Annotated in this window: 15 protein-coding genes and 1 pseudogene; 8 read left to right on the forward strand and 8 right to left on the reverse strand. The window is 61.3% G+C overall.

Annotated features, from left to right (window positions below; all coding sequences use genetic code 11):
* Positions 1-130 precede the first annotated feature (130 nt).
* Positions 131-595, forward strand: coding sequence for a bacterioferritin (gene bfr / locus ACZRN6_RS21265; protein WP_177082985.1), 465 nt, complete (start codon positions 131-133; stop codon positions 593-595).
* 67 nt (positions 596-662) lie between these two features.
* Here bfr and uvrA read toward each other — a convergent pair whose 3' ends face one another.
* Positions 663-3,497 carry an excinuclease ABC subunit UvrA gene (gene uvrA / locus ACZRN6_RS21270; protein WP_322147795.1) on the reverse strand — a complete coding sequence of 945 codons (2,835 nt, stop codon included), beginning with the start codon at positions 3,495-3,497 and terminating at the stop codon, positions 663-665.
* A gap of 178 nt (positions 3,498-3,675) precedes the next feature.
* Here uvrA and ACZRN6_RS21275 point away from each other — a divergent pair, with 178 nt between their 5' ends.
* Both ACZRN6_RS21275 and ACZRN6_RS21280 read left to right on the forward strand, forming a co-directional pair.
* Positions 3,676-5,070 carry an MFS transporter gene (locus tag ACZRN6_RS21275; RefSeq protein ID WP_322147794.1) on the forward strand — a complete coding sequence of 465 codons (1,395 nt, stop codon included), beginning with the start codon at positions 3,676-3,678 and terminating at the stop codon, positions 5,068-5,070.
* A gap of 9 nt (positions 5,071-5,079) precedes the next feature.
* Complete coding sequence (locus ACZRN6_RS21280; RefSeq protein ID WP_003210042.1) at positions 5,080-5,598, forward strand: single-stranded DNA-binding protein; 519 nt, start codon at positions 5,080-5,082, stop codon at positions 5,596-5,598.
* 127 nt (positions 5,599-5,725) lie between these two features.
* Here ACZRN6_RS21280 and ACZRN6_RS21285 read toward each other — a convergent pair.
* Positions 5,726-5,944 (reverse strand): annotated as a pseudogene (locus ACZRN6_RS21285) (alpha/beta fold hydrolase); the annotation flags it as partial.
* A 305-nt stretch (positions 5,945-6,249) separates the two neighbouring features.
* Here ACZRN6_RS21285 and tam point away from each other — a divergent pair.
* On the forward strand, positions 6,250-7,011 hold the full coding sequence (gene tam / locus ACZRN6_RS21290; protein ID WP_464008772.1) for a trans-aconitate 2-methyltransferase: 762 nt from the start codon (positions 6,250-6,252) through the stop codon (positions 7,009-7,011).
* 9 nt (positions 7,012-7,020) lie between these two features.
* On the opposite strand, the gene ACZRN6_RS21295 is transcribed toward tam, so the two are convergent.
* Positions 7,021-7,572, reverse strand: a complete 552-nt coding sequence (locus ACZRN6_RS21295) for a cysteine hydrolase family protein (RefSeq protein WP_464008773.1) — start codon at positions 7,570-7,572, stop codon at positions 7,021-7,023.
* Positions 7,573-7,668: 96 nt separating this feature from the next.
* Here ACZRN6_RS21295 and ACZRN6_RS21300 point away from each other — a divergent pair, with 96 nt between their 5' ends.
* From ACZRN6_RS21300 to ACZRN6_RS21310, 3 genes are all read left to right on the forward strand, one after another.
* Positions 7,669-8,649 (forward strand): GlxA family transcriptional regulator, encoded by a 981-nt coding sequence (locus ACZRN6_RS21300; RefSeq protein WP_322147791.1) that lies wholly within the window; start codon positions 7,669-7,671, stop codon positions 8,647-8,649.
* A 171-nt stretch (positions 8,650-8,820) separates the two neighbouring features.
* Entirely contained in the window at positions 8,821-9,930 is a 1,110-nt protein-coding gene (locus ACZRN6_RS21305) for a DUF3182 family protein (protein WP_464008774.1), read from the forward strand.
* The gene (locus ACZRN6_RS21310; protein WP_464008775.1) at positions 9,920-10,672 is read left to right on the forward strand and encodes an alpha/beta hydrolase family protein; all 753 of its coding nucleotides are present in this window, start codon (positions 9,920-9,922) and stop codon (positions 10,670-10,672) included. The genes ACZRN6_RS21305 and ACZRN6_RS21310 overlap by 11 nt, the downstream gene beginning before the upstream one ends.
* On the opposite strand, the gene ACZRN6_RS21315 is transcribed toward ACZRN6_RS21310, so the two are convergent.
* From ACZRN6_RS21315 to ACZRN6_RS21335, 5 genes are all read right to left on the reverse strand, one after another.
* Positions 10,659-11,639 (reverse strand): lysylphosphatidylglycerol synthase domain-containing protein, encoded by a 981-nt coding sequence (locus tag ACZRN6_RS21315; RefSeq protein ID WP_464008776.1) that lies wholly within the window; start codon positions 11,637-11,639, stop codon positions 10,659-10,661. The two genes, ACZRN6_RS21310 and ACZRN6_RS21315, sit on opposite strands and share 14 nt — an antisense overlap.
* Complete coding sequence (clsB, locus tag ACZRN6_RS21320) at positions 11,617-12,915, reverse strand: cardiolipin synthase ClsB (RefSeq protein ID WP_464008777.1); 1,299 nt, start codon at positions 12,913-12,915, stop codon at positions 11,617-11,619. Before clsB ends, ACZRN6_RS21315 begins: the two co-directional genes overlap by 23 nt.
* The gene (locus ACZRN6_RS21325) at positions 12,912-13,688 is read right to left on the reverse strand and encodes an endonuclease/exonuclease/phosphatase family protein (protein WP_322147785.1); all 777 of its coding nucleotides are present in this window, start codon (positions 13,686-13,688) and stop codon (positions 12,912-12,914) included. Before ACZRN6_RS21325 ends, clsB begins: the two co-directional genes overlap by 4 nt.
* Positions 13,685-14,611 carry a DUF72 domain-containing protein gene (locus ACZRN6_RS21330; protein ID WP_464008778.1) on the reverse strand — a complete coding sequence of 309 codons (927 nt, stop codon included), beginning with the start codon at positions 14,609-14,611 and terminating at the stop codon, positions 13,685-13,687. Before ACZRN6_RS21330 ends, ACZRN6_RS21325 begins: the two co-directional genes overlap by 4 nt.
* 231 nt (positions 14,612-14,842) lie before the next feature.
* Positions 14,843-16,045, reverse strand: a complete 1,203-nt coding sequence (locus tag ACZRN6_RS21335) for an MFS transporter (protein WP_464008779.1) — start codon at positions 16,043-16,045, stop codon at positions 14,843-14,845.
* 177 nt (positions 16,046-16,222) lie between these two features.
* Between ACZRN6_RS21335 and ACZRN6_RS21340 the strand changes: the two genes are divergently transcribed.
* Positions 16,223-18,337 (forward strand): mechanosensitive ion channel family protein, encoded by a 2,115-nt coding sequence (locus ACZRN6_RS21340; protein ID WP_464008780.1) that lies wholly within the window; start codon positions 16,223-16,225, stop codon positions 18,335-18,337.
* Positions 18,338-18,466 lie beyond the last annotated feature (129 nt).

The raw sequence follows: 18,466 nt of genomic DNA on the forward strand, positions 1-18,466 counted from the left end.
TCATTTGGGCGGTTTTTGCGTTATTTCAGCTACTTTTCACCGGAAATGTTCACTTTTCTGCCGTTGGTCCCGTGACCTCCGGGTCATCATGGTTCAAACTACAGACTTTCAAGCAGGGAGATGTAGGACGATGCAAGGTCACCCCGACGTAATCGATTACCTCAACACGTTGCTGACGGGCGAACTGGCAGCTCGTGACCAATATTTCATTCACTCGCGGATGTACGAAGACTGGGGCTTTACCGAGCTCTACGAGCGTATCAACCACGAAATGGAAGAAGAGGCACAGCACGCCGATGCGCTGATGCGCCGTATCCTGATGCTCGAAGGCACGCCACGTATGCGTCCCGACGACCTGGACACCGGCACCACGGTGCCTGACATGCTCGCCAGCGACTTGCGCCTGGAGTACAAGGTGCGTGCCGCGCTCTGCAAGGGCATCGAGCTCTGCGAGCAGCACAATGACTACGTTACGCGGGAAATCCTGCGGGTGCAGTTGAATGATACCGAAGAAGATCACACCTACTGGCTGGAAAAGCAGTTGGGCCTGATCAAGTTGATTGGCCTGGAGAATTACCTGCAATCGCAGTTCTGATTCCGCCGGCTACAAAAAAGCCCCTGCCACTTACACAGTGACAGGGGCTTTTTCATGCACAGAACGATCAGTCCTTATCGCGGGCAAGCAGCGGCTTGAGGTAGAAGCCCGTGTGAGACTGCTTCATCTCCGACACTTGCTCCGGTGTGCCGACCGCAATGATCTGCCCACCTTTGGAGCCGCCTTCCGGCCCCAGGTCCACCAGCCAGTCGGCGGTCTTGATCACGTCCAGGTTGTGCTCGATCACCACCACCGTGTTGCCGTGGTCACGCAGGCGATGCAGCACGTCCAGCAGTTGCTGAATATCCGCGAAGTGCAGGCCTGTGGTCGGCTCATCGAGGATGTACAGGGTCTTGCCGGTATCACGCTTGGACAGCTCACGAGACAGCTTGACCCGCTGCGCCTCACCACCCGACAGCGTGGTCGCCGACTGCCCCAGCTTGATGTACGACAGGCCAACATCCATCAGCGTCTGCAGCTTGCGCGCCAGGGCCGGTACGGCGTCAAAGAATACCCGGGCTTCCTCGATAGTCATCTCAAGGGTTTCGTGGATGCTCTTGCCCTTGTACTTGATCTCCAGGGTTTCGCGGTTGTAGCGCTTGCTCTTGCACACGTCGCATGGCACGTAGATGTCCGGCAGAAAGTGCATCTCCACCTTGATCAGGCCATCGCCCTGGCAAGCCTCGCAGCGCCCGCCCTTGACGTTGAACGAGAACCGGCCGGGCCCGTAGCCACGGGAGCGCGATTCCGGCACGCCGGCGAACAGCTCGCGAATGGGTGTGAACAGCCCGGTGTAGGTTGCCGGGTTGGACCGCGGTGTGCGGCCAATCGGGCTCTGGTCGATATCGACCACCTTGTCCAGGAGCTCCAGCCCCTTGATGCTGTCGTGAGCGGCGGCTTCCAGAGTCGTCGCGCCGTTCAGCGCGGTGGCGCTCAACGGGAACAGTGTGTTGTTGATCAGCGTCGACTTGCCCGAACCGGATACACCGGTCACGCACGTCAGCAGGCCCAACGGGATTTCCAGGTCGACATTGCGCAAGTTGTTGCCACGCGCGCCCTTGAGGTGCAGTGCCATCTTCTTGTTGCGCGGAGTGCGTTTGGCCGGCACGGCGATCTTCACACGGCCCGACAGGTATTTGCCGGTCAGCGAATCAGGATGCGCCATCACTTCTGCCGGGGTGCCCTCGGCGACAATATGCCCACCGTGCACACCCGCTCCCGGGCCGATGTCGACCACATAGTCGGCCAGGCGAATCGCGTCTTCATCGTGCTCGACCACGATCACCGTATTCCCGATGTCCCGCAGGTGCTTCAGCGTTCCCAACAGTCGGTCGTTGTCCCGTTGATGCAAGCCGATCGAAGGCTCATCGAGGATGTACAGCACGCCCACCAGGCCGGCACCAATCTGGCTCGCCAGGCGAATCCGCTGGGCTTCACCGCCGGAAAGCGTATCGGCACTGCGATCCAGCGACAGATAGTCCAGCCCCACATTGACCAGGAATTGCAGCCGCTCACGAATCTCCTTGAGGATCTTGTCGGCAATCTCCCCACGGCGACCGGTCAACTTCAGCGTGCCAAAGTACTCACAGGCATCGCCAATCGGCAGGTTGGTCACCGCCGGCAAGGTCTTCTCGCCAACCCATACGTGCCGCGCTTCACGGCGCAGGCGCGTGCCACGGCAATCCGGGCAGGGTTGGGTGCTGAGGAACTTGGCCAGCTCCTCGCGCACGCTGGCCGACTCGGTCTCGCGGTAACGGCGTTCCAGGTTCGGCACGATGCCTTCGAACGGGTGGGAGCGTTTGACGATATCGCCACGGTCGTTCAAATATTTGAAGTCGACGTTCTGCGAACCACTGCCGTGCAGGATGAATTTCTGATGTTCGCTCGTCAGCTCGTTGAACGGCACTTCCAGGCTGAACTTGTAGTGCGACGCAAGCGAACCCAACATCTGAAAATAATAGACGTTACGCCTGTCCCAGCCACGTATCGCGCCTTCCGCCAGCGTGAGGTCGCCATTAACCAGGCGCTTGATGTCGAAGAATTGCTTAACTCCAAGGCCATCACAGGTCGGGCAGGCGCCGGCCGGGTTGTTGAAGGAAAACAGCTTCGGTTCGAGCTCGCTGATGGCATGGCCGCAGATCGGGCAGGCGAAGCGCGCAGAGAAGATGATTTCTTCCCCGGGCTCGTCGTCCATCGGTGCCACCAGGGCAATGCCGTCCGCCAGCTTCAGTGCGGTCTCGAAAGACTCCGCCAGGCGCTGCTGCAAGTCAGCGCGTACCTTGAAGCGGTCGACCACTACATCAATCGAGTGCTTCTTCTGTTTATCCAGCTTCGGCGCTTCGTCCAGCTCATAGAGCTTGCCGTTGATCCGGGCGCGTACGAAACCTTGCGCACGCAGTTCTTCAAAGACCGAAAGGTGTTCACCCTTGCGCTCGCGAATCACCGGCGCCAGCAGCATCAGCTTGGCGCCTTCCGGCTGGGCCAGCACCAGGTCGACCATCTGGCTGACGGTCTGGGCTTCCAGCGGAATGTCGTGGTCCGGGCAGCGGGGGATACCCACGCGGGCATACAGCAGGCGCAGGTAGTCGTAGATTTCGGTGATGGTGCCCACGGTGGAGCGCGGGTTATGCGACGTCGATTTCTGTTCGATGGAAATTGCTGGCGACAGGCCTTCGATGGTGTCGACGTCAGGCTTTTCCATCATCGACAGGAACTGCCGGGCATAGGCCGACAGGGATTCCACATAGCGGCGCTGGCCTTCGGCGTACAGCGTGTCAAACGCCAGGGACGACTTGCCGGACCCGGACAAGCCGGTGATGACGATCAGTTTGTCCCGTGGCAGGGTCAGGTCGATGTTCTTCAGGTTGTGGGTTCGAGCCCCACGAATCAGGATCTTGTCCAAGATGGCCTCGCACGGCGGGCGTAAATAATGCAGGAGTATACGGCTAAAGACTGGATGAATATACACTGTCAAAGTGCCGGGTGCAGCCTTACATGAAAGCTGCGCGGCAAAGCGCCGCATATACCCTCTCAATCGATGGGACTGGTAGAATCGCCGCCGGTTCACACGAGGTTTATCCATGCACGATCCCCACAGCGAACGCATGAGTGGCAGCGAGACCCGCGCAGCAAGCGGTCTGGCCCTGGTGTTCGCATTCCGTATGCTAGGCATGTTTATGGTGTTGCCAGTATTGGCGACCTATGGAATGGATCTCGCAGGAGCGACCCCAGCCCTGATCGGCCTGGCGATTGGCGCCTATGGCCTGACCCAGGCGCTGTTCCAGATTCCGTTCGGGATCATTTCCGACCGCATCGGCCGCCGGCCGGTCATCTACCTGGGGCTGATCGTGTTCGCCCTGGGCAGCGTGCTCGCGGCCAATGCCGACTCGATCTGGGGCGTGATCGCCGGGCGCGTCCTGCAGGGCGCGGGCGCTATTTCCGCCGCCGTCATGGCGCTGCTTTCCGACCTGACCCGCGAGCAACATCGCACCAAGGCCATGGCGATGATCGGCATGACCATCGGCCTGTCGTTTGCCGTTGCGATGGTGGTGGGCCCGTTGCTGACCCGTGCGTTCGGCTTGCATGGCCTGTTCCTCGCCACCGGCGGCATGGCGCTGTTCGGCATCGTGATCGTCGCCTTTATGGTGCCGCGCTCCACGGGGCCGTTGCAGCACCGTGAGTCGGGCGTGGCAAAACAGGCGTTGCTGCCCACGCTCAAGCACCCGGACCTGCTGCGCCTGGATTTAGGTATCTTCGTATTACACGCGATGCTGATGTGCAGCTTCATCGCCTTGCCCCTGGCCCTGGTGCAAAAAGCCGGGTTACCCAAGGAGCAGCACTGGTGGGTCTACCTTACCGCGCTGCTGATCTCGTTCTTCGCCATGATCCCGTTCATCATCTATGGCGAAAAGAAACGCAAAATGAAACGAGTTCTCTTGGGCGCCGTCGCGACATTGATGCTCACTGAGCTATTCTTCTGGCAGTTCGGCGACAGCTTGCGGGCACTGGTGATCGGCACGGTGGTGTTCTTCACGGCGTTCAACCTGCTGGAGGCTTCATTGCCTTCGCTGATCAGTAAGGTTTCACCGGCCGGCGGCAAAGGCACGGCGATGGGCGTGTATTCCACCAGCCAGTTCCTCGGTTCTGCACTGGGCGGGATCATGGGTGGCTGGATGTTCCAGCATGGCGGTTTGTCGGTTGTGTTCCTGGGATGCGCAGGTCTGGCTGCCCTCTGGCTGGCCTTTGCTGTTACCATGCGCGAACCTCCCTATGTGACGAGCCTGCGCCTGCCGTTATCGCCCGAAGCGATCCGCGAAGCCGGTCTGGTCGAGCGCCTGAAGGCCGTCGTTGGGGTTACGGATGCTGTGGTTGTCACTGAAGAAGCCGCCATCTACATCAAATTGGACACCGAATTATTGGATCGCGCGACGCTCGAGCAACTGGTCAACCCAGTGCCGACAGCGCGCCCAGCCTAGGAGAACGTTATGGCCCGTGGGGTTAACAAAGTCATATTGGTCGGTACTTGCGGCCAGGATCCCGAAGTTCGCTACTTGCCGAACGGTAACGCCGTGACCAACCTGAGTCTGGCGACCAGCGAGCAGTGGACCGACAAGCAAACCGGCCAGAAGGTCGAGAAAACCGAATGGCACCGTGTGTCGATGTTCGGCAAGGTTGCAGAGATCGCCGGTGAGTACCTGCGCAAAGGTTCGCAGGTCTACATCGAAGGCAAACTGCAAACCCGCGAGTGGGAAAAAGACGGCATCAAGCGTTACACCACCGAAATCGTGGTCGACATGCAAGGCACCATGCAACTGCTGGGCGGCCGTCCACAGGGCGACCAACAGGGCCAGGGCGGCATGTCCAACTCGGCACCGCGTCCACAGCAGCAGTCCCGTCCGCAGCCAACCCAGCAGCCACAGCGTGAGTCGCGTCCAGCGCCACAGCAGGCAGCTCCTCAGCCAGCGGCCGACTTCGACAGCTTTGATGACGATATTCCGTTCTAGGATATAGTCACGCAACACGCTGCAAATATAAGAAACCGCGCCGCCTGACAGGGCCGCGCGGTTTTTTTTGGGCTGGCGGTGCTCATTGCTGCGCGAACCTGAGCATTCAGCATTGGCTCGCTCTTTGTTCAGTTCTCAACATCAGTGGAGTTACCGAGCAGACCAGCCCCGCCTTGGCCACGCGCGCGATGCCGTGGCGAGCGATATAACGTGCTACTTCGCCACCTCCGGTGGAAAAGCCGAAGAGGATCACGTTTCTCAGATCCAAATGCTCGATCAACTCCGCCAGATCGTCGGCATAGTGGTCCATATCATTGCCATCCCACGGCTGGCTTGAGCGCCCATGCAGGGCTGACGCCTGCGCAGGTCGACAATAATTTTAGTCGGATTTGGCAAACCGTGTATGGACACCCCAAGGCCTGCAGCTACCAGGCTCAGGGTCGCGGTCATACGCGGCGCCTCCTGCACCACTGAAACGCCGACAAGGGTTTCCCGGAACAGGCGTAGCACGCTGGGTACAAACGGCCGAGCTGCCTGAGTTCCAGCATAGGAATACTTTTGAGGTATGGGAGGTGATGAATGCTGGCGTTTGTTCTCATGGATCACAAGAATTAGGCTGTCGTCACTCCTCACAGAAGAAGGCATGCCGCGATGACCTGGTCAGCCAAGCAATACTCGATGTTCGAACAACAGCGCACCCGTCCCGTCCGCGACCTGGTGGCGGCCATCCCTGATAGCGATGTGCGCAGCGCCGTCGACCTGGGATGCGGCCCGGGCAACTCTACTGAAGTATTGGCTGATCGTTTCCCGCAGGCATTGGTCACTGGCATGGACAGCTCCGATGACATGCTGGTCGACGCCCGCACGCGCCTGCCCACGCTGAACTTCGAATTGGCCGACATCGGCGCCTGGAACCCCGCGCAGAAGTTCGACGTCATCCTCGCCAATGCCTCGCTGCAATGGCTGCCGGACCACGCCGCGTTGTACCCGCACCTGATCAATCAGTTGAACCCCGGCGGCACATTGGCAGTGCAAACGCCCGACAACCTCGATGAGCCGGCCCACACGCTGGCGCGGGAAGTGGCGGCGCACGGGCCATGGGCTGCCAAGATCAGCGCGGTGAAACACAACGAACGCCATACCGCGAGCTACTACTTTGAGCTGCTGAACAAACACTGTTCCACCGTGGATGTATGGCGCACCACTTACCACCATCCGCTCGCAGGCGCTGCTGCGGTGGTGGAGTGGTTCAAAGGGTCGGCGCTGCGTCCGTTCCTGGCGCCCCTGACTGAAGCAGAAAAAAGCGCCTTCCTCGATGAGTACCTGGCGCGGATCACCAAGGCTTATCCTGCGCTGGGCGATGGCACCGTGCTGCTGCCATTTCCGCGCCTGTTCATCATCGCCACCCGGTAAGCAGCGTAATCAGTCGGCAGCCAGGAACTGGGCCGCCGACACCACGCTCGCATACGCAAACCCCAGCGACGACATAAACGCCGCATGCACCTGGGCCGCCGGTACGGTGGTACCGTTGAATTCCAAGTCCCGCGTGGCGCAGGCATCGTGAATCACGGTCACGCTGTAGCCCAGATCCGCCGCCGCGCGCACCACGCCGTCGATACACATATGGCTCATGCTGCCCACCACCACCAACTCGGTGATGCTGCGTTGTTCCAGCAGCTCCCGCAGGTTGGTCTCGCGAAACGCATTGACGAAATGCTTGAGCACCACCGGTTCATCGGCCCGGTTCAGGACCTTGGGGTGCAACTGCGCGCCTTGCGAACCCGGGGTGAAGAAGGGCGCATCGTCGGATTTGAATTCGTGGCGCACATGAATCACCGCATCGCCCGCCTGGCGAAACGCCTGGAGCACTTGCTGCGCCTTGTCTGCCGCCGCGTCCACACCGTCAAGCGGCCACTTGCCCTGGGGGAAGTAGTCGTTCTGGATATCGATTAGGATGAGCGCTTGCTTGGCCATGTTTGGTTTCCTTGTGATGGTTGATGCGTCCAGTATCGTGGCTGGCGTAGCGCCTGGGGATTGGCCGCACCGACAATACCAGAGGGAAAACTGACAATGGCGATCGTCGAACTTGGCGTGCTGATCTACAGCGGTGCGCAAATGGCCGCCGTGCATGGCTTGACTGACTTGTTCGCCGTCGCCAGCCGGATTGCCGCCGAGCATCAGTCCGAGCAACTGCCGGCACTGCGTATCAGTCATTGGCAGGCCGAGGCAGGCAGTGCGCCGGCCCGCGTGTTCGACAGCCAGCCGGGCGCCGGGCAGGCGCTGACCGCCTTGCTGATTCCGCCGTCCATCGCGGGCTTCTCCGAGGGGCAGGCTTCTGCCGAGTTGCTCGATTGGCTTCGCCAGCAGCACCGCACGGGGACTATCCTGGGTGGGGTGTGCGTGGGTTCGATCCTGCTGGCGGAAAGCGGCCTGTTGGACGGTCGTAGCGCCACCACGCACTGGACGTCAGCCAAATCTTTCGCTGGCCGTTACCCGGCTATTCGCCTTGAGGCCGACAAACCCATCGTCGATGACGGCGATCTGATCACCACCGCCGGGCTGATGGCCTGGTCCGAGCTTGGTCTGCGCCTGGTAGACCGCTTACTCGGCCCGAGCATCGCCGCCAGCACCGCGCGCTTTTTGGTGATCGAACACAGCGACAGCGCCAGTGAGTGTGGCAGTAACTTTGCGCCGATCCTGGCCCATGGCGACGGTGCGATTCTAAAGGTGCAGCATTGGCTGCAGGCCAGTGGCGCGGTGGATGTTTCCTTGGCCGCGATGGCGCAACAGGCTGGGCTTGAGGAGCGCACATTCCTGCGCCGGTTCCGCGCCGCCACGGGTTTGAAACCCACCGAATACTGCCAGCACCTGCGGGTGGGCAAGGCGCGGCAGATGCTTGAGTTCACCAACGGCACCATTGATCACATCGCCTGGACTGTCGGTTATCAAGACCCCGGCGCCTTCCGCGCTACCTTCAAGAAAATCACTGGGCTGGCGCCAAGCGACTACCGCAGCCGTTTCGGTGTAATGCCCAGCAAGGCCCAAGCCTGAATCGTGCAGAACGCCGCGACTGCCAGAGCACTTCGTGCAGAATAAAACAGGCCAAGTGCTATCGCTTTCCTCGCAACTGATTGATTATCGAGGAGTTTAAACAAACCTCGCCTTGGCTTGATCCCTGCAACCTTCTCCCTACACACATGGCAGGACAGCCAAGGGGGACGCATGACCCCGATAAAGCGCAAGAAAATCGTAGTGGCACACTCGGTCCGACCGGGCGCGCCGTTGCACGAAGTCGAAACCAACCGCGCCCTGGCCCGCTGGCTGGCGCAGATCCTCGGGCTCAAATATGGCGGCAGCTATGACCCTGAGTTGCACAGTGGGCGCGACCTTTATCTGTTACCTACCCAAACCCTGGTCGGTGCGGCCCAGGCGCGGCAATTGGGCATCAAAGGCCCCGAAGACTTGTGGGGCGGTTACGTCGATCACGACTTCATCTGCACCAAGGCCATCAGCCACGGGCTGCTGAATAAAAATGCGGTGGCCCCTGAAGGCTGGTCGCCGCTGTTTTCCGAGCGTATTCGCAACGTGGTACTTGATGGCCTGAGTGTGCACGCCCTGGAAGACGCGCGGCCGGCGGCCACCCACTTGCTCTACACCGGGCCGATCCGCCTCAAGCCCGTGCACGCGTGCGCCGGTCGCGGCCAGGAAGTGATCCGCAGCCTCGACGAATTCGACGCCATCCTCGCCCGGCCTGACGCGGCGCAACTGTTCACTGACGGTGTGGTACTGGAGCAGGATTTGCACCAGGTGGTCACTCACAGTGTAGGCCAGAGCTTTATCGGCGATCACGTCATCAGCTACTGCGGTGATCAGTACCTGACCCAGGACGGGCAGGGCGAGGAGGTCTATGGTGGTTCTAACCTGCTGGTGGTACCGGGCTACTACGAAGACCTGCTTGAGCTCGAGCTACCTGACGATGTGCGCTTGGCCATCGAGCAAGCGCAGGCGTTTGATACTGCGGCGGATGAAGCCTACCCGGGGTTCTACGCTTCGCGGCGCAACTACGACATCGCCCAAGGCCTGGACAGCGACGGCCAGCGCCGCAGCGGTGTGCTGGAGCAATCCTGGCGTATGGGCGGGGCCAGCAGCGCGGAAGTCGCGGCGTTGCAAAGCTTCGTCAATAACCCCGGGCTGCGGGCGATTTACGTCTCGTCGGTAGAAACCTACGTCGACCAGCCACTGCCGGCTGACGCGATTGAGGTGTACCGCGGCCCGGCCGAAAACAGCGACTTTCTTCTCAAGTATGTGACGGTCAAATCTTATGACGGCTAGAAGCGAAAACATTGCCATTGATATCGACGATGAACAGATGAGCGGGACGTTCCTGAGTCCCAAATCGAAAGTGCCGGGGGTGTTGTTTGTGCACGGCTGGGGCGGTAGCCAGGAGCGTGACCTGGAACGCGCCAAGGGCATCGCCGGGCTGGGTTGCGTGTGCCTCACCTTTGACCTGCGCGGCCATGCTGGTAACGGCATTCCACTGTCGCGCGTCACCCGCGAAGACAACCTGCGCGACCTGCTCGCCGCCTACGACCGCCTGCTGTCACACCCGGCCATCGACACCTCGGCGGTGGCGGTGGTGGGCACCAGTTACGGCGGTTACCTGGCCGCCATCCTCACCTCGCTGCGCCCCGTGCGCTGGCTGGCGCTGCGGGTACCTGCGCTGTACCGCGACCAGAAGTGGCTCAAGCCCAAGCGCGACCTGGACAAGGCCGACCTGATGGATTACCGCGGCACGTTTGTGCACGCCCAAACCAATCGCGCCTTGCACGCCTGCGCGGCATTTACCGGGGATGTGCTGATTGTTGAATCGGAAACCGACGATCACGTGCCCCACGCCACCATCATGAGCTACCGCGCGGCCTGCCAGCAGACGCACTCGCTGACCCATCGGATTATCGACGGTGCGGATCACTCCCTGAGTGACCCGGTGTCGCAGCAGGCCTACACCTCGATCCTGGTGGACTGGATCACCGAGATGGTGGTGGGCGAACGCTTGAGCATTATTCAGTCTTAGGCGTCTTTTTCACGCGCAGCGCCTTGGCCTTGGCTTCCACCGCGAGGTACATCACCAGGGCCACCAGCAGCGGTAGGATGAAGTAGATTGCGCGATAGGCGATCAGGCCCGCGAGCAAACTGCCGCGGGACGCTTCGTGTTGCAACAAGGCAATAAACACCGCCTCCAGCACCCCAAGCCCTGCCGGGATATGCGTGACGACCCCCGCAATGCTGCTGATCAGCAACACGCCGAGCACCACTGGATAATCCAGTTGCTTGGGCAGCAGCGTGAAGATTACCGCCGCCATCAGCGACCAGTTCAGCGCACCCAGTGCCAGCTGCAACACCGCCATGCGCAGCGACGGCAGGTTGATTTCAATCCCGCGTACCGACCACGCGCGCTTTTTCGACAACCGGCACGCCAGCAGATAACCCAGGCTCGCCAGTACCAGCAGCACGCCAACGCCTTGCAGCGCGCCACTGCTGAGCTTCCACCCCGGCGGCAGCGACACCAGCCCGCTGCTGAACACCGCGCCGGCAATCGCCATGTAGCCAAACCAGTTGGTGGCCAGGCTCAAGCCGAGGATTTTCGCGATGTTCCCGCTGCTCACCCCCAACCGGGAATACAGCCGGTAGCGCATGGCGATGCCACCCACCCAGGCACTCAGGTTGAGGTTGAAGGCATAGCTGATGATGCCCACCGGCAGGATCTGCTTCCAGCGCAAAGGCTGGCGGATGTAGGTGCGCCCGATCAGGTCAAAGCACGAATACACCAGGAAACTGCACAGGGTCAGCGCGCCGGCGATAAGCAAGGTGCGCAGCTTGAAACTGCCGAGGGTGTCGAACACCTCGCTCCAGTCGATACGCCGGGCAAGCAGGGTGAACAGCACGATCAGCACCAGGAAAAACACCACGGTCAGCGGTTTTTTCCAGCGTTTGAAAAACCCCGGGCGGGCGTTCTGTTCAGCTGTGTGAGCTTGGGTCATGGTCCGCACGCTCCTCATGAACGAAGGGTTTCAACCTCGGCTTGTGGGCCGGCAGCCAGCCGGTCCACGAGGGAAAATGCCGCAGCACGTGGAACACCACGAAGCCCACGGTTACCCGCCAGAACCAGCCGCGAGGCGAGCGGTTTTCCGGCATGGTCTTGCAGTGGTTCTGGCTCAGGTATTCCAGGCGTTCGAACAGTTGCTGATTGAACCCGCGATCGCGAATCAGCACGTTGGCCTCAAGGTTCAGCGACAGGCTCAACGGGTCAAGATTACTTGATCCCACCGTGCTCCATTGCTCATCCACCAACGCCACCTTGCCGTGCAACGGACGTTGACAGTACTCGTGGATCACCACGCCTTCCTTGAGCAAATAGTCATACAGCATGCGTGCCGCAAGCTTTGCGAGCAGCACATCCGGCTGGCCCTGCATGATCAATTGCACCTGCACCCCGCGCCGCGCGGCATTACGGATTTCCCGCAGCAAACGGTAACCCGGGAAGAAGTAAGCGTTGGCAATTACCACCCGCCGCTGGGCCTTGCGCAAGGCATGCAGGTAGGCTTCTTCGATGTCGGAACGGTGTTGCAGATTGTCCCGGTAAATTAGCCGCACCAAACCATCGCCCTCGCCCGCAGCCCAGGGCGACGGGCGTTGCTCACGCCGCCAGCCGCGACGCTTGCGCACACGCCGGCCACTTTGCGCGAGGGCAAAATGGTGCAAGTCAGCCACCGCCGCGCCTTGCACCTGCACCGCATAATCCTGCTTGGCCTCGGGGCCAAAATCCCCCAGGTGGTCGGCCGAAAAATTGATCCCACCGATAAATGCCACGGTGGCATCCACCACCACAATCTTGCGGTGCAGGCGGCGAAACCAGTTGGTGCGAAAGCCCAGCGTCTTGCTCGCCGGGTCGAACATCTGCACGGTCACGCCGGCCTGACTCAGCTCACTGAGAAACCCTGGCGTCAGCTCGCCACAGCCAAAGCCATCGAGGCTGGCCACCACCTTAACGCCACGCTGCGCGGCCTCGATCAAAATACCTTTGAGTTCATGGCCGACTTTGTCTTCAAACAGAATGAAGGTCTCCAGCAGGATCTCCCGCTGGGCCTGGCGCATCGCCTCGAACACCTTGGGGAAGTAAGCCTCGCCGTTCTCCAGCAACTCAATCTGGTTGCTTCCCTGCCAGCCATAATCCGGGTCCCGGGCTGCTGCATCGTCCGGCGGTTGGTCGGTCGCGATATGCTCCACCGCAAGCTTTTCCAGGGGCGCGCTGTTCATAATTCGATCTCCACCAACAGCGGCGCGTGGTCGGATAAATGCGACCACGGGCGGCTGGTCAGCACCTGCGGCTGATGCACCTTGAGGTTGCGCACATAGATGCGGTCCAGAGGCAGCAGCGGCAGGCGCGCGGGGAAGGTGCGGGCCGGCTTGCCCAGGGTTTCGATAAACACTTCCCGCAGCCCGCAATGAGCAAGGTCTGCCTGCTGGCGCCAGTCATTGAAGTCACCGGCGACAATCACCGGCGCGTCGGCGGGGATCTCGGCGATCCGCTGCGCGATCAGGCGCAGTTGCTGCTGGCGGTGCACTTCCCGCAGCCCCAGGTGCACGCAGATGGCGTGCACGTCCTGCACATTACCCGGCAGGCGCAACACGCAATGCAGCAGCCCGCGGCTTTCATGGCCGCTTTGGGAAATGTCGAGGTTGTCATAGCGGATGATCTGGAATTTCGACAGCAACGCATTGCCGTGGTCGCCGTGGGGATACACCGCGTTGCGGCCATAGGCGAACTGCGGCCAGATGCTGTCGGCGAGGAACTCGTACTGCGGCATGCTCGGCCAGTTGCTGTAGCGCTTGGGATGGCGCTCGTGGGTGCCGTGGATCTCCTGCAGGAACACCACGTCGGCGGCCACGCTGCGGATCGCCTCGCGCAACTCGGGCAGGATGAAGCGCCGGTTGAGCGCGGTGAAACCCTTGTGGGTATTGACCGTCAGCACCCTGAACCGGGTGATGGCTTCGGTGGGCGCGGTCGGCATCAGCTCTGGGTGCGTCATGGCAACACCCCAGCGTCCGGCAGCTTGCCGGGTTCGGTAGCCAATTGCTGGTCCAGGCCAAAACGCTGCAGCAACTGGCGCGCATCGAAGGGTGCACGCACCTTGATGTCGTTATCGAAATAACAAAACACCTCGCGCTGCTTGCGGGCACGGGGCTTGTGCTGCGGGTCGATCAACTGCGCATCGGTCGGTTGCTTGCCCTGGCTCCAGCGCTCGATACGATCACCCCAGCGCTTGAGCGCTTCGGGCGTATAGCCGCTGGCGTACAGCGCTTTGTCCCCGTGCAACCGCAGGTAGACAAAGTTCGCCGTGACATCTTCCAGATAGGGCCACTTGCCGGCCGTGTCCGCCACCACCAGGGCCACGCCATACTTGTCGAGCAGCTCGACGAACTCCGGTACGGCAAAACTTTTATGGCGAATTTCCACCGCATGACGCAGCGGCTTTTTGCCGTAGGCCTTCATGCTCGCCTTGCCGTTCAGGCGGGGTTCATGCTGGCGGGCGAGGGCGGCGGCTTGCGCGGTAGTGGTGGGCAGTTCGGCCAGAAAAGCCTCAAACAACGGCGCGTCGAATTTGAAACTGGGCGGGAACTGCCAGAGGATCGACCCGAGCTTTTCCTTGAGTTCCAGCACGCCGGAGGCAAAGAAATTCGCCATCGGCTTGTGCACCTCCCGCAGCCGCAGGATGTGGGTGATATAGCGCGGCGCCTTGACGCTGAACACAAATCCCTCGGGCGTGTCGCCATACCACTCGGCGTAGCGCTTGGGTGTTTGCAGTGCATAGAACGAGCCGTTGATCTCGATACTGTTGACCGCCCGTGAGGCAAACTGCAGCTCGCGCTTCTGGGTCAGGCCCTCGGGGTAGAAATCCCCCCGCCAAGGCGTGTAGCGCCAGCCGGAAATGCCGATATGAATCGCGGCCATGATGACTCCCGTGGGTTAGCTGTGTGGTGACCTCCGTTTTAGGGTGACTGCGATGATTGGAAGAAAGTTTCGACGGTCCTACAGACGGTTTGGCGCTGGGCAACACCACACTCCAATGTGGGAGCCGGGCTTGCCCGCGATGACGGAGTGTCAGCAGAGAGTTATCTCACTGATCCACCGCCATCGCGGGCAAGCCCGGCTCCCACAGTTGTTTTGTTTTATCCCGGCGGATCAGTGCCCACCAACCACGCGGGTCGAACTCTCGGCATGCACCGGCCCCAGGCGGTCAAGTCGACCGCTCCAGGCCGTCAGCGCCAGGGCCACCAATACCACCGAGGCACCAATCCACGCGGTGTGGATCAAGCCCATGTGGGCGACGATCAAACCACCGGCCCATGCACCACCGGCGATCCCCAGGTTGAACGCTGCGATGTTCAGGCCCGAAGCCACGTCCACCGCGTTCGGCGTGTGGTGTTCCGCCTGGCGCACCACGTACACCTGCAAGCCCGGCACGTTGCCGAAGGCGACCGCGCCCCACACCAGCACAGTGGCCAGGGCCAGCCATGGGTTGCCGGCGGTGAGGGTCAACACGAACAACACGGCGGCGAGCAGGGCGAAGATGATTTTAAGCGCACTGATCGGGCCGCGTTTGTCGGCCAGTTTGCCGCCCCAGATGTTACCGATGGCCACCGAGATGCCATACACCAGCAGCACCAGGCTGACGGTGCTGGCGCTGAAGCCGCTGATGTCCTGAAGAATCGGCGCCAGGTAGGTGAACGCGATGAACGAGCCGCCGTACCCCACCGCGGTCATGGCGTACACCAACAGCAGCCGTGGTTGTTTCAGTACTTGCAGTTGCTGCAACAGCGACGCTGGTTTGCTGTGGGCGATATTTTTCGGCACATAGAGCAGGCTGCCGATAAACGCGATCAAGCCCAGGGCCGAAACGGCTAGGAAGGTTTCGCGCCAGCCGAAGTGCTGGCCGATAAACGTGCCCAGCGGCACACCGGTCACCAGCGCCACGGTCAGGCCGGTAAACATGATCGCAATCGCGCTGGCAGCTTTTTCCTTGGGCACGAGGCTGGTGGCGATGGTCGAGCCAATCGAGAAAAACACCCCATGGGCCAGGCCGGTGACGATCCGCGCCAACACCAGGGACTCATAACTCGGCGCTTGCCAGGCCAGCAGGTTGCCGAGGGTGAACAGCACCATCAGCGACAACAGCAGTAATTTGCGCGGCACTTTGCCGGTCAGTGCGGTGAGCACCGGCGCGCCGATGGCCACGCCCAGGGCGTAGAGGCTGACCAGCAGGCCGGCGGACGGCAGGCTTACGCCAAGGTCGGCGCCGATGGTGGGTAACAGGCCAACGATGACGAATTCGGTCGTCCCGATGGCGAAAGCGCTGAGGGTCAGCGCGAGCAAGGCAATGGGCATGGCTGCAACTCCGGTGGGTTTCAATCAGGCGCGCAGTCTCGGGTGTCGGCTTGTGCGGAAAAAGACAGGTATTGGCATTTGATATTTGCCTGGCACGCACGGATCGATGGGCGGGGGGAACGATCAGCCGCCAAACCCGTCAGTTCCTTACAGACCCTTCTGAAGGAGCCCGGTGTTTTGTTGAATTTAAAGACTGTGCTACTGCTCGGCACGCTGCTGTTCTGCGGCAATGGCGCGCTGCAAGCGGCCACCGCCCCCGCGGCTCCAGCGCCTGCCGCCCCGGCCAAGCCGGAGCTGCTGGTGGAAGGCGGCCTGCTCGGCGCCATCAGCTCCAGCATCGATGGTGTGCAAGACAAACTAGACCTCAACCAGAACCTGATCGACGCCTGGCGCCTGCGGGCCGATCGGGCGGCAGACGAGGTGGACAAACTGGTCAACCAGCCGTCCGAACGTTCCTCATGGAGCGTGGCCGGGGACTTCCTGGTGTTGTCCGGGGTGTGGATCGGCGCCTTCGCCGTGCTGACCCTGCTTGGGCGGTTTATCGTCAGGCGCCTGAGCCAGCAGCGGCATATCGCACCGCGCCAGCGCCTTCAGGCATTGCTGGGCTACCTGATTCCCTACACGATTCCTGCCCTGATCTGCCTGCCGTTAACGCTTTACGTCAGCCACTTCCTGCCCACCTCGGTGGGCCGCGCGCTGGCGCTGTGTTTTGCCTACGCCACCAGCAGCGGCATTTTTTCCACCTCGATCCTGCTGTGCGTCATTGTCATGTTCAACGTCGGCCACAAGCGCCCGGCCGTGCGGATTATTCGTGACTACTGCCCCAAGCCGCTGTTCCTGATCGGCTTCCTCGCCGCCCTCAGCGATGCCCTGACCAGCCCGCAGATTGCCCGCCAGTTGGGGGGCAATATCACCGCCAGCGTGGCGATTTTCACCGGGCTGTTTGCCTCGGTGATTTTCGGCATGCTGGTGATTCGCCTGCGTCGTCCGGTGGCGCATTTGATCCGCAACCGGCCCCTGGCCCAACGCTTGAAACATCCGGCGGTGCAGCAATCACTGCGGGTGTTTTCCGGCCTGTGGTATTGGCCGATTCTGCTGATGGTGCTGGTGTCGGCGATCAACCTGATCGGCGCCGGCGACGACAGCCAGAAAGCCCTGCGCTGCGCGTTGTTCACCACGATCCTGCTGATCGGTACGGTGTTCCTCAGCACTGTATTGCAGCACCTGTTCCAGTCCCGCAGCACAGTGGCGGTGCAGCGCAGCAGCGCCTACAAGGAGCGGTTCCTTAGCCTGCTGCACGCGCTGTTGCGCATCGTGATGGCCATCGCCTTTATCGAAATCCTTGGGCGGATCTGGGGCGTGTCGTTGTTTGAATTTGCCCAGCGCAACTCGGTGGGCCGGGCCATCAGTGATTCCCTGAGCAGCATTGGTTTGATCTTGTTGGTGACCTGGCTGTTCTGGGTGGTACTCGACACGGCGATTCAGGAAGCCCTGAAACCGCCGGTCAACAAACGCTCCAGCCGCCAGCCCAGCACGCGGGTAAAAACCATCCTGCCGTTGCTGCGCAACGCGGTGAAAATCATCCTGGTGGTGATCTGCGCGATCACCACCATGGCCAATCTTGGGATCAACGTCGCACCGCTGCTGGCGGGTGCCGGGGTGGTCGGCCTGGCGATTGGCTTTGGTTCTCAGCAACTGGTGCAGGACGTGATCACCGGCCTGTTCATCATCATCGAAGACACCCTGTCGATCGGCGATTGGGTGGTGCTCGACTCCGGCCACGCCGGCACCGTCGAAGGCCTGACCATCCGTACCCTGCGCCTGCGCGACGGCAAGGGGTTTGTGCATTCGGTGCCGTTCGGGCAGATCAAGGCGGTTACCAACCAATCGCGGCAATTTGCCTATGCGTTCTTCTCGGTGCAGTTCACCTATGACACCGACGTCGACAAGGCCGTGGAATTGATCCGCGAGGCGGGGCAGTCGATCCGTGATGACGTGTTCCTCAAGTACAACCTGCAAGGGCCGCTGGAGGTGTTTGGTGTCGACAAGATGGACCTTAACGGCGTGGTGCTGACGGCGCAGTTCCGGACGGTGTCGGGCGGGCAATATGCGGTGAGTCGCGCGTTTAACCAGCGGCTGAAAAAGCTTGTGGATAACTGCGCCTTTGTTCACTTCGCGCAAACTTATCCACAGCAGGTGATGCTGCCGCAGCGGGTCGGGCAGCAGGTGGATGAGCCGGAAGAAGAGGCGCCTTCGTCGGTGGTGCTGACGGAGCAGCCAAGAACCCAATAGCCCAGACCACCCGAACCCCGTAGCAGCTGTCGAGCCCAAGCGAGGCTGCGTTGGCAGCAACACCAAAACTCAGCCTGGCGCTGAATCGAGTCGCGCCCCACGCAGCCTCGCTTGGGCTCGACAGCTGCT

It is taken from the genome of Pseudomonas sp. A125 (genome assembly GCF_055409485.1).

Coding starts and splice junctions, on each gene's coding strand:
- bfr (WP_177082985.1), top strand. CDS start 131: ATGCAAGGTCACCCCGACGTAATCGATTACCTCAACACGTTGCTGACG.
- ACZRN6_RS21275 (WP_322147794.1), top strand. CDS start 3,676: ATGCACGATCCCCACAGCGAACGCATGAGTGGCAGCGAGACCCGCGCA.
- ACZRN6_RS21280 (WP_003210042.1), top strand. CDS start 5,080: ATGGCCCGTGGGGTTAACAAAGTCATATTGGTCGGTACTTGCGGCCAG.
- tam (WP_464008772.1), top strand. CDS start 6,250: ATGACCTGGTCAGCCAAGCAATACTCGATGTTCGAACAACAGCGCACC.
- ACZRN6_RS21295 (WP_464008773.1), bottom strand. CDS start 7,572: ATGGCCAAGCAAGCGCTCATCCTAATCGATATCCAGAACGACTACTTC.
- ACZRN6_RS21300 (WP_322147791.1), top strand. CDS start 7,669: ATGGCGATCGTCGAACTTGGCGTGCTGATCTACAGCGGTGCGCAAATG.
- ACZRN6_RS21305 (WP_464008774.1), top strand. CDS start 8,821: ATGACCCCGATAAAGCGCAAGAAAATCGTAGTGGCACACTCGGTCCGA.
- ACZRN6_RS21310 (WP_464008775.1), top strand. CDS start 9,920: ATGACGGCTAGAAGCGAAAACATTGCCATTGATATCGACGATGAACAG.
- ACZRN6_RS21315 (WP_464008776.1), bottom strand. CDS start 11,639: ATGACCCAAGCTCACACAGCTGAACAGAACGCCCGCCCGGGGTTTTTC.
- clsB (WP_464008777.1), bottom strand. CDS start 12,915: ATGAACAGCGCGCCCCTGGAAAAGCTTGCGGTGGAGCATATCGCGACC.
- ACZRN6_RS21325 (WP_322147785.1), bottom strand. CDS start 13,688: ATGACGCACCCAGAGCTGATGCCGACCGCGCCCACCGAAGCCATCACC.
- ACZRN6_RS21330 (WP_464008778.1), bottom strand. CDS start 14,611: ATGGCCGCGATTCATATCGGCATTTCCGGCTGGCGCTACACGCCTTGG.
- ACZRN6_RS21335 (WP_464008779.1), bottom strand. CDS start 16,045: ATGCCCATTGCCTTGCTCGCGCTGACCCTCAGCGCTTTCGCCATCGGG.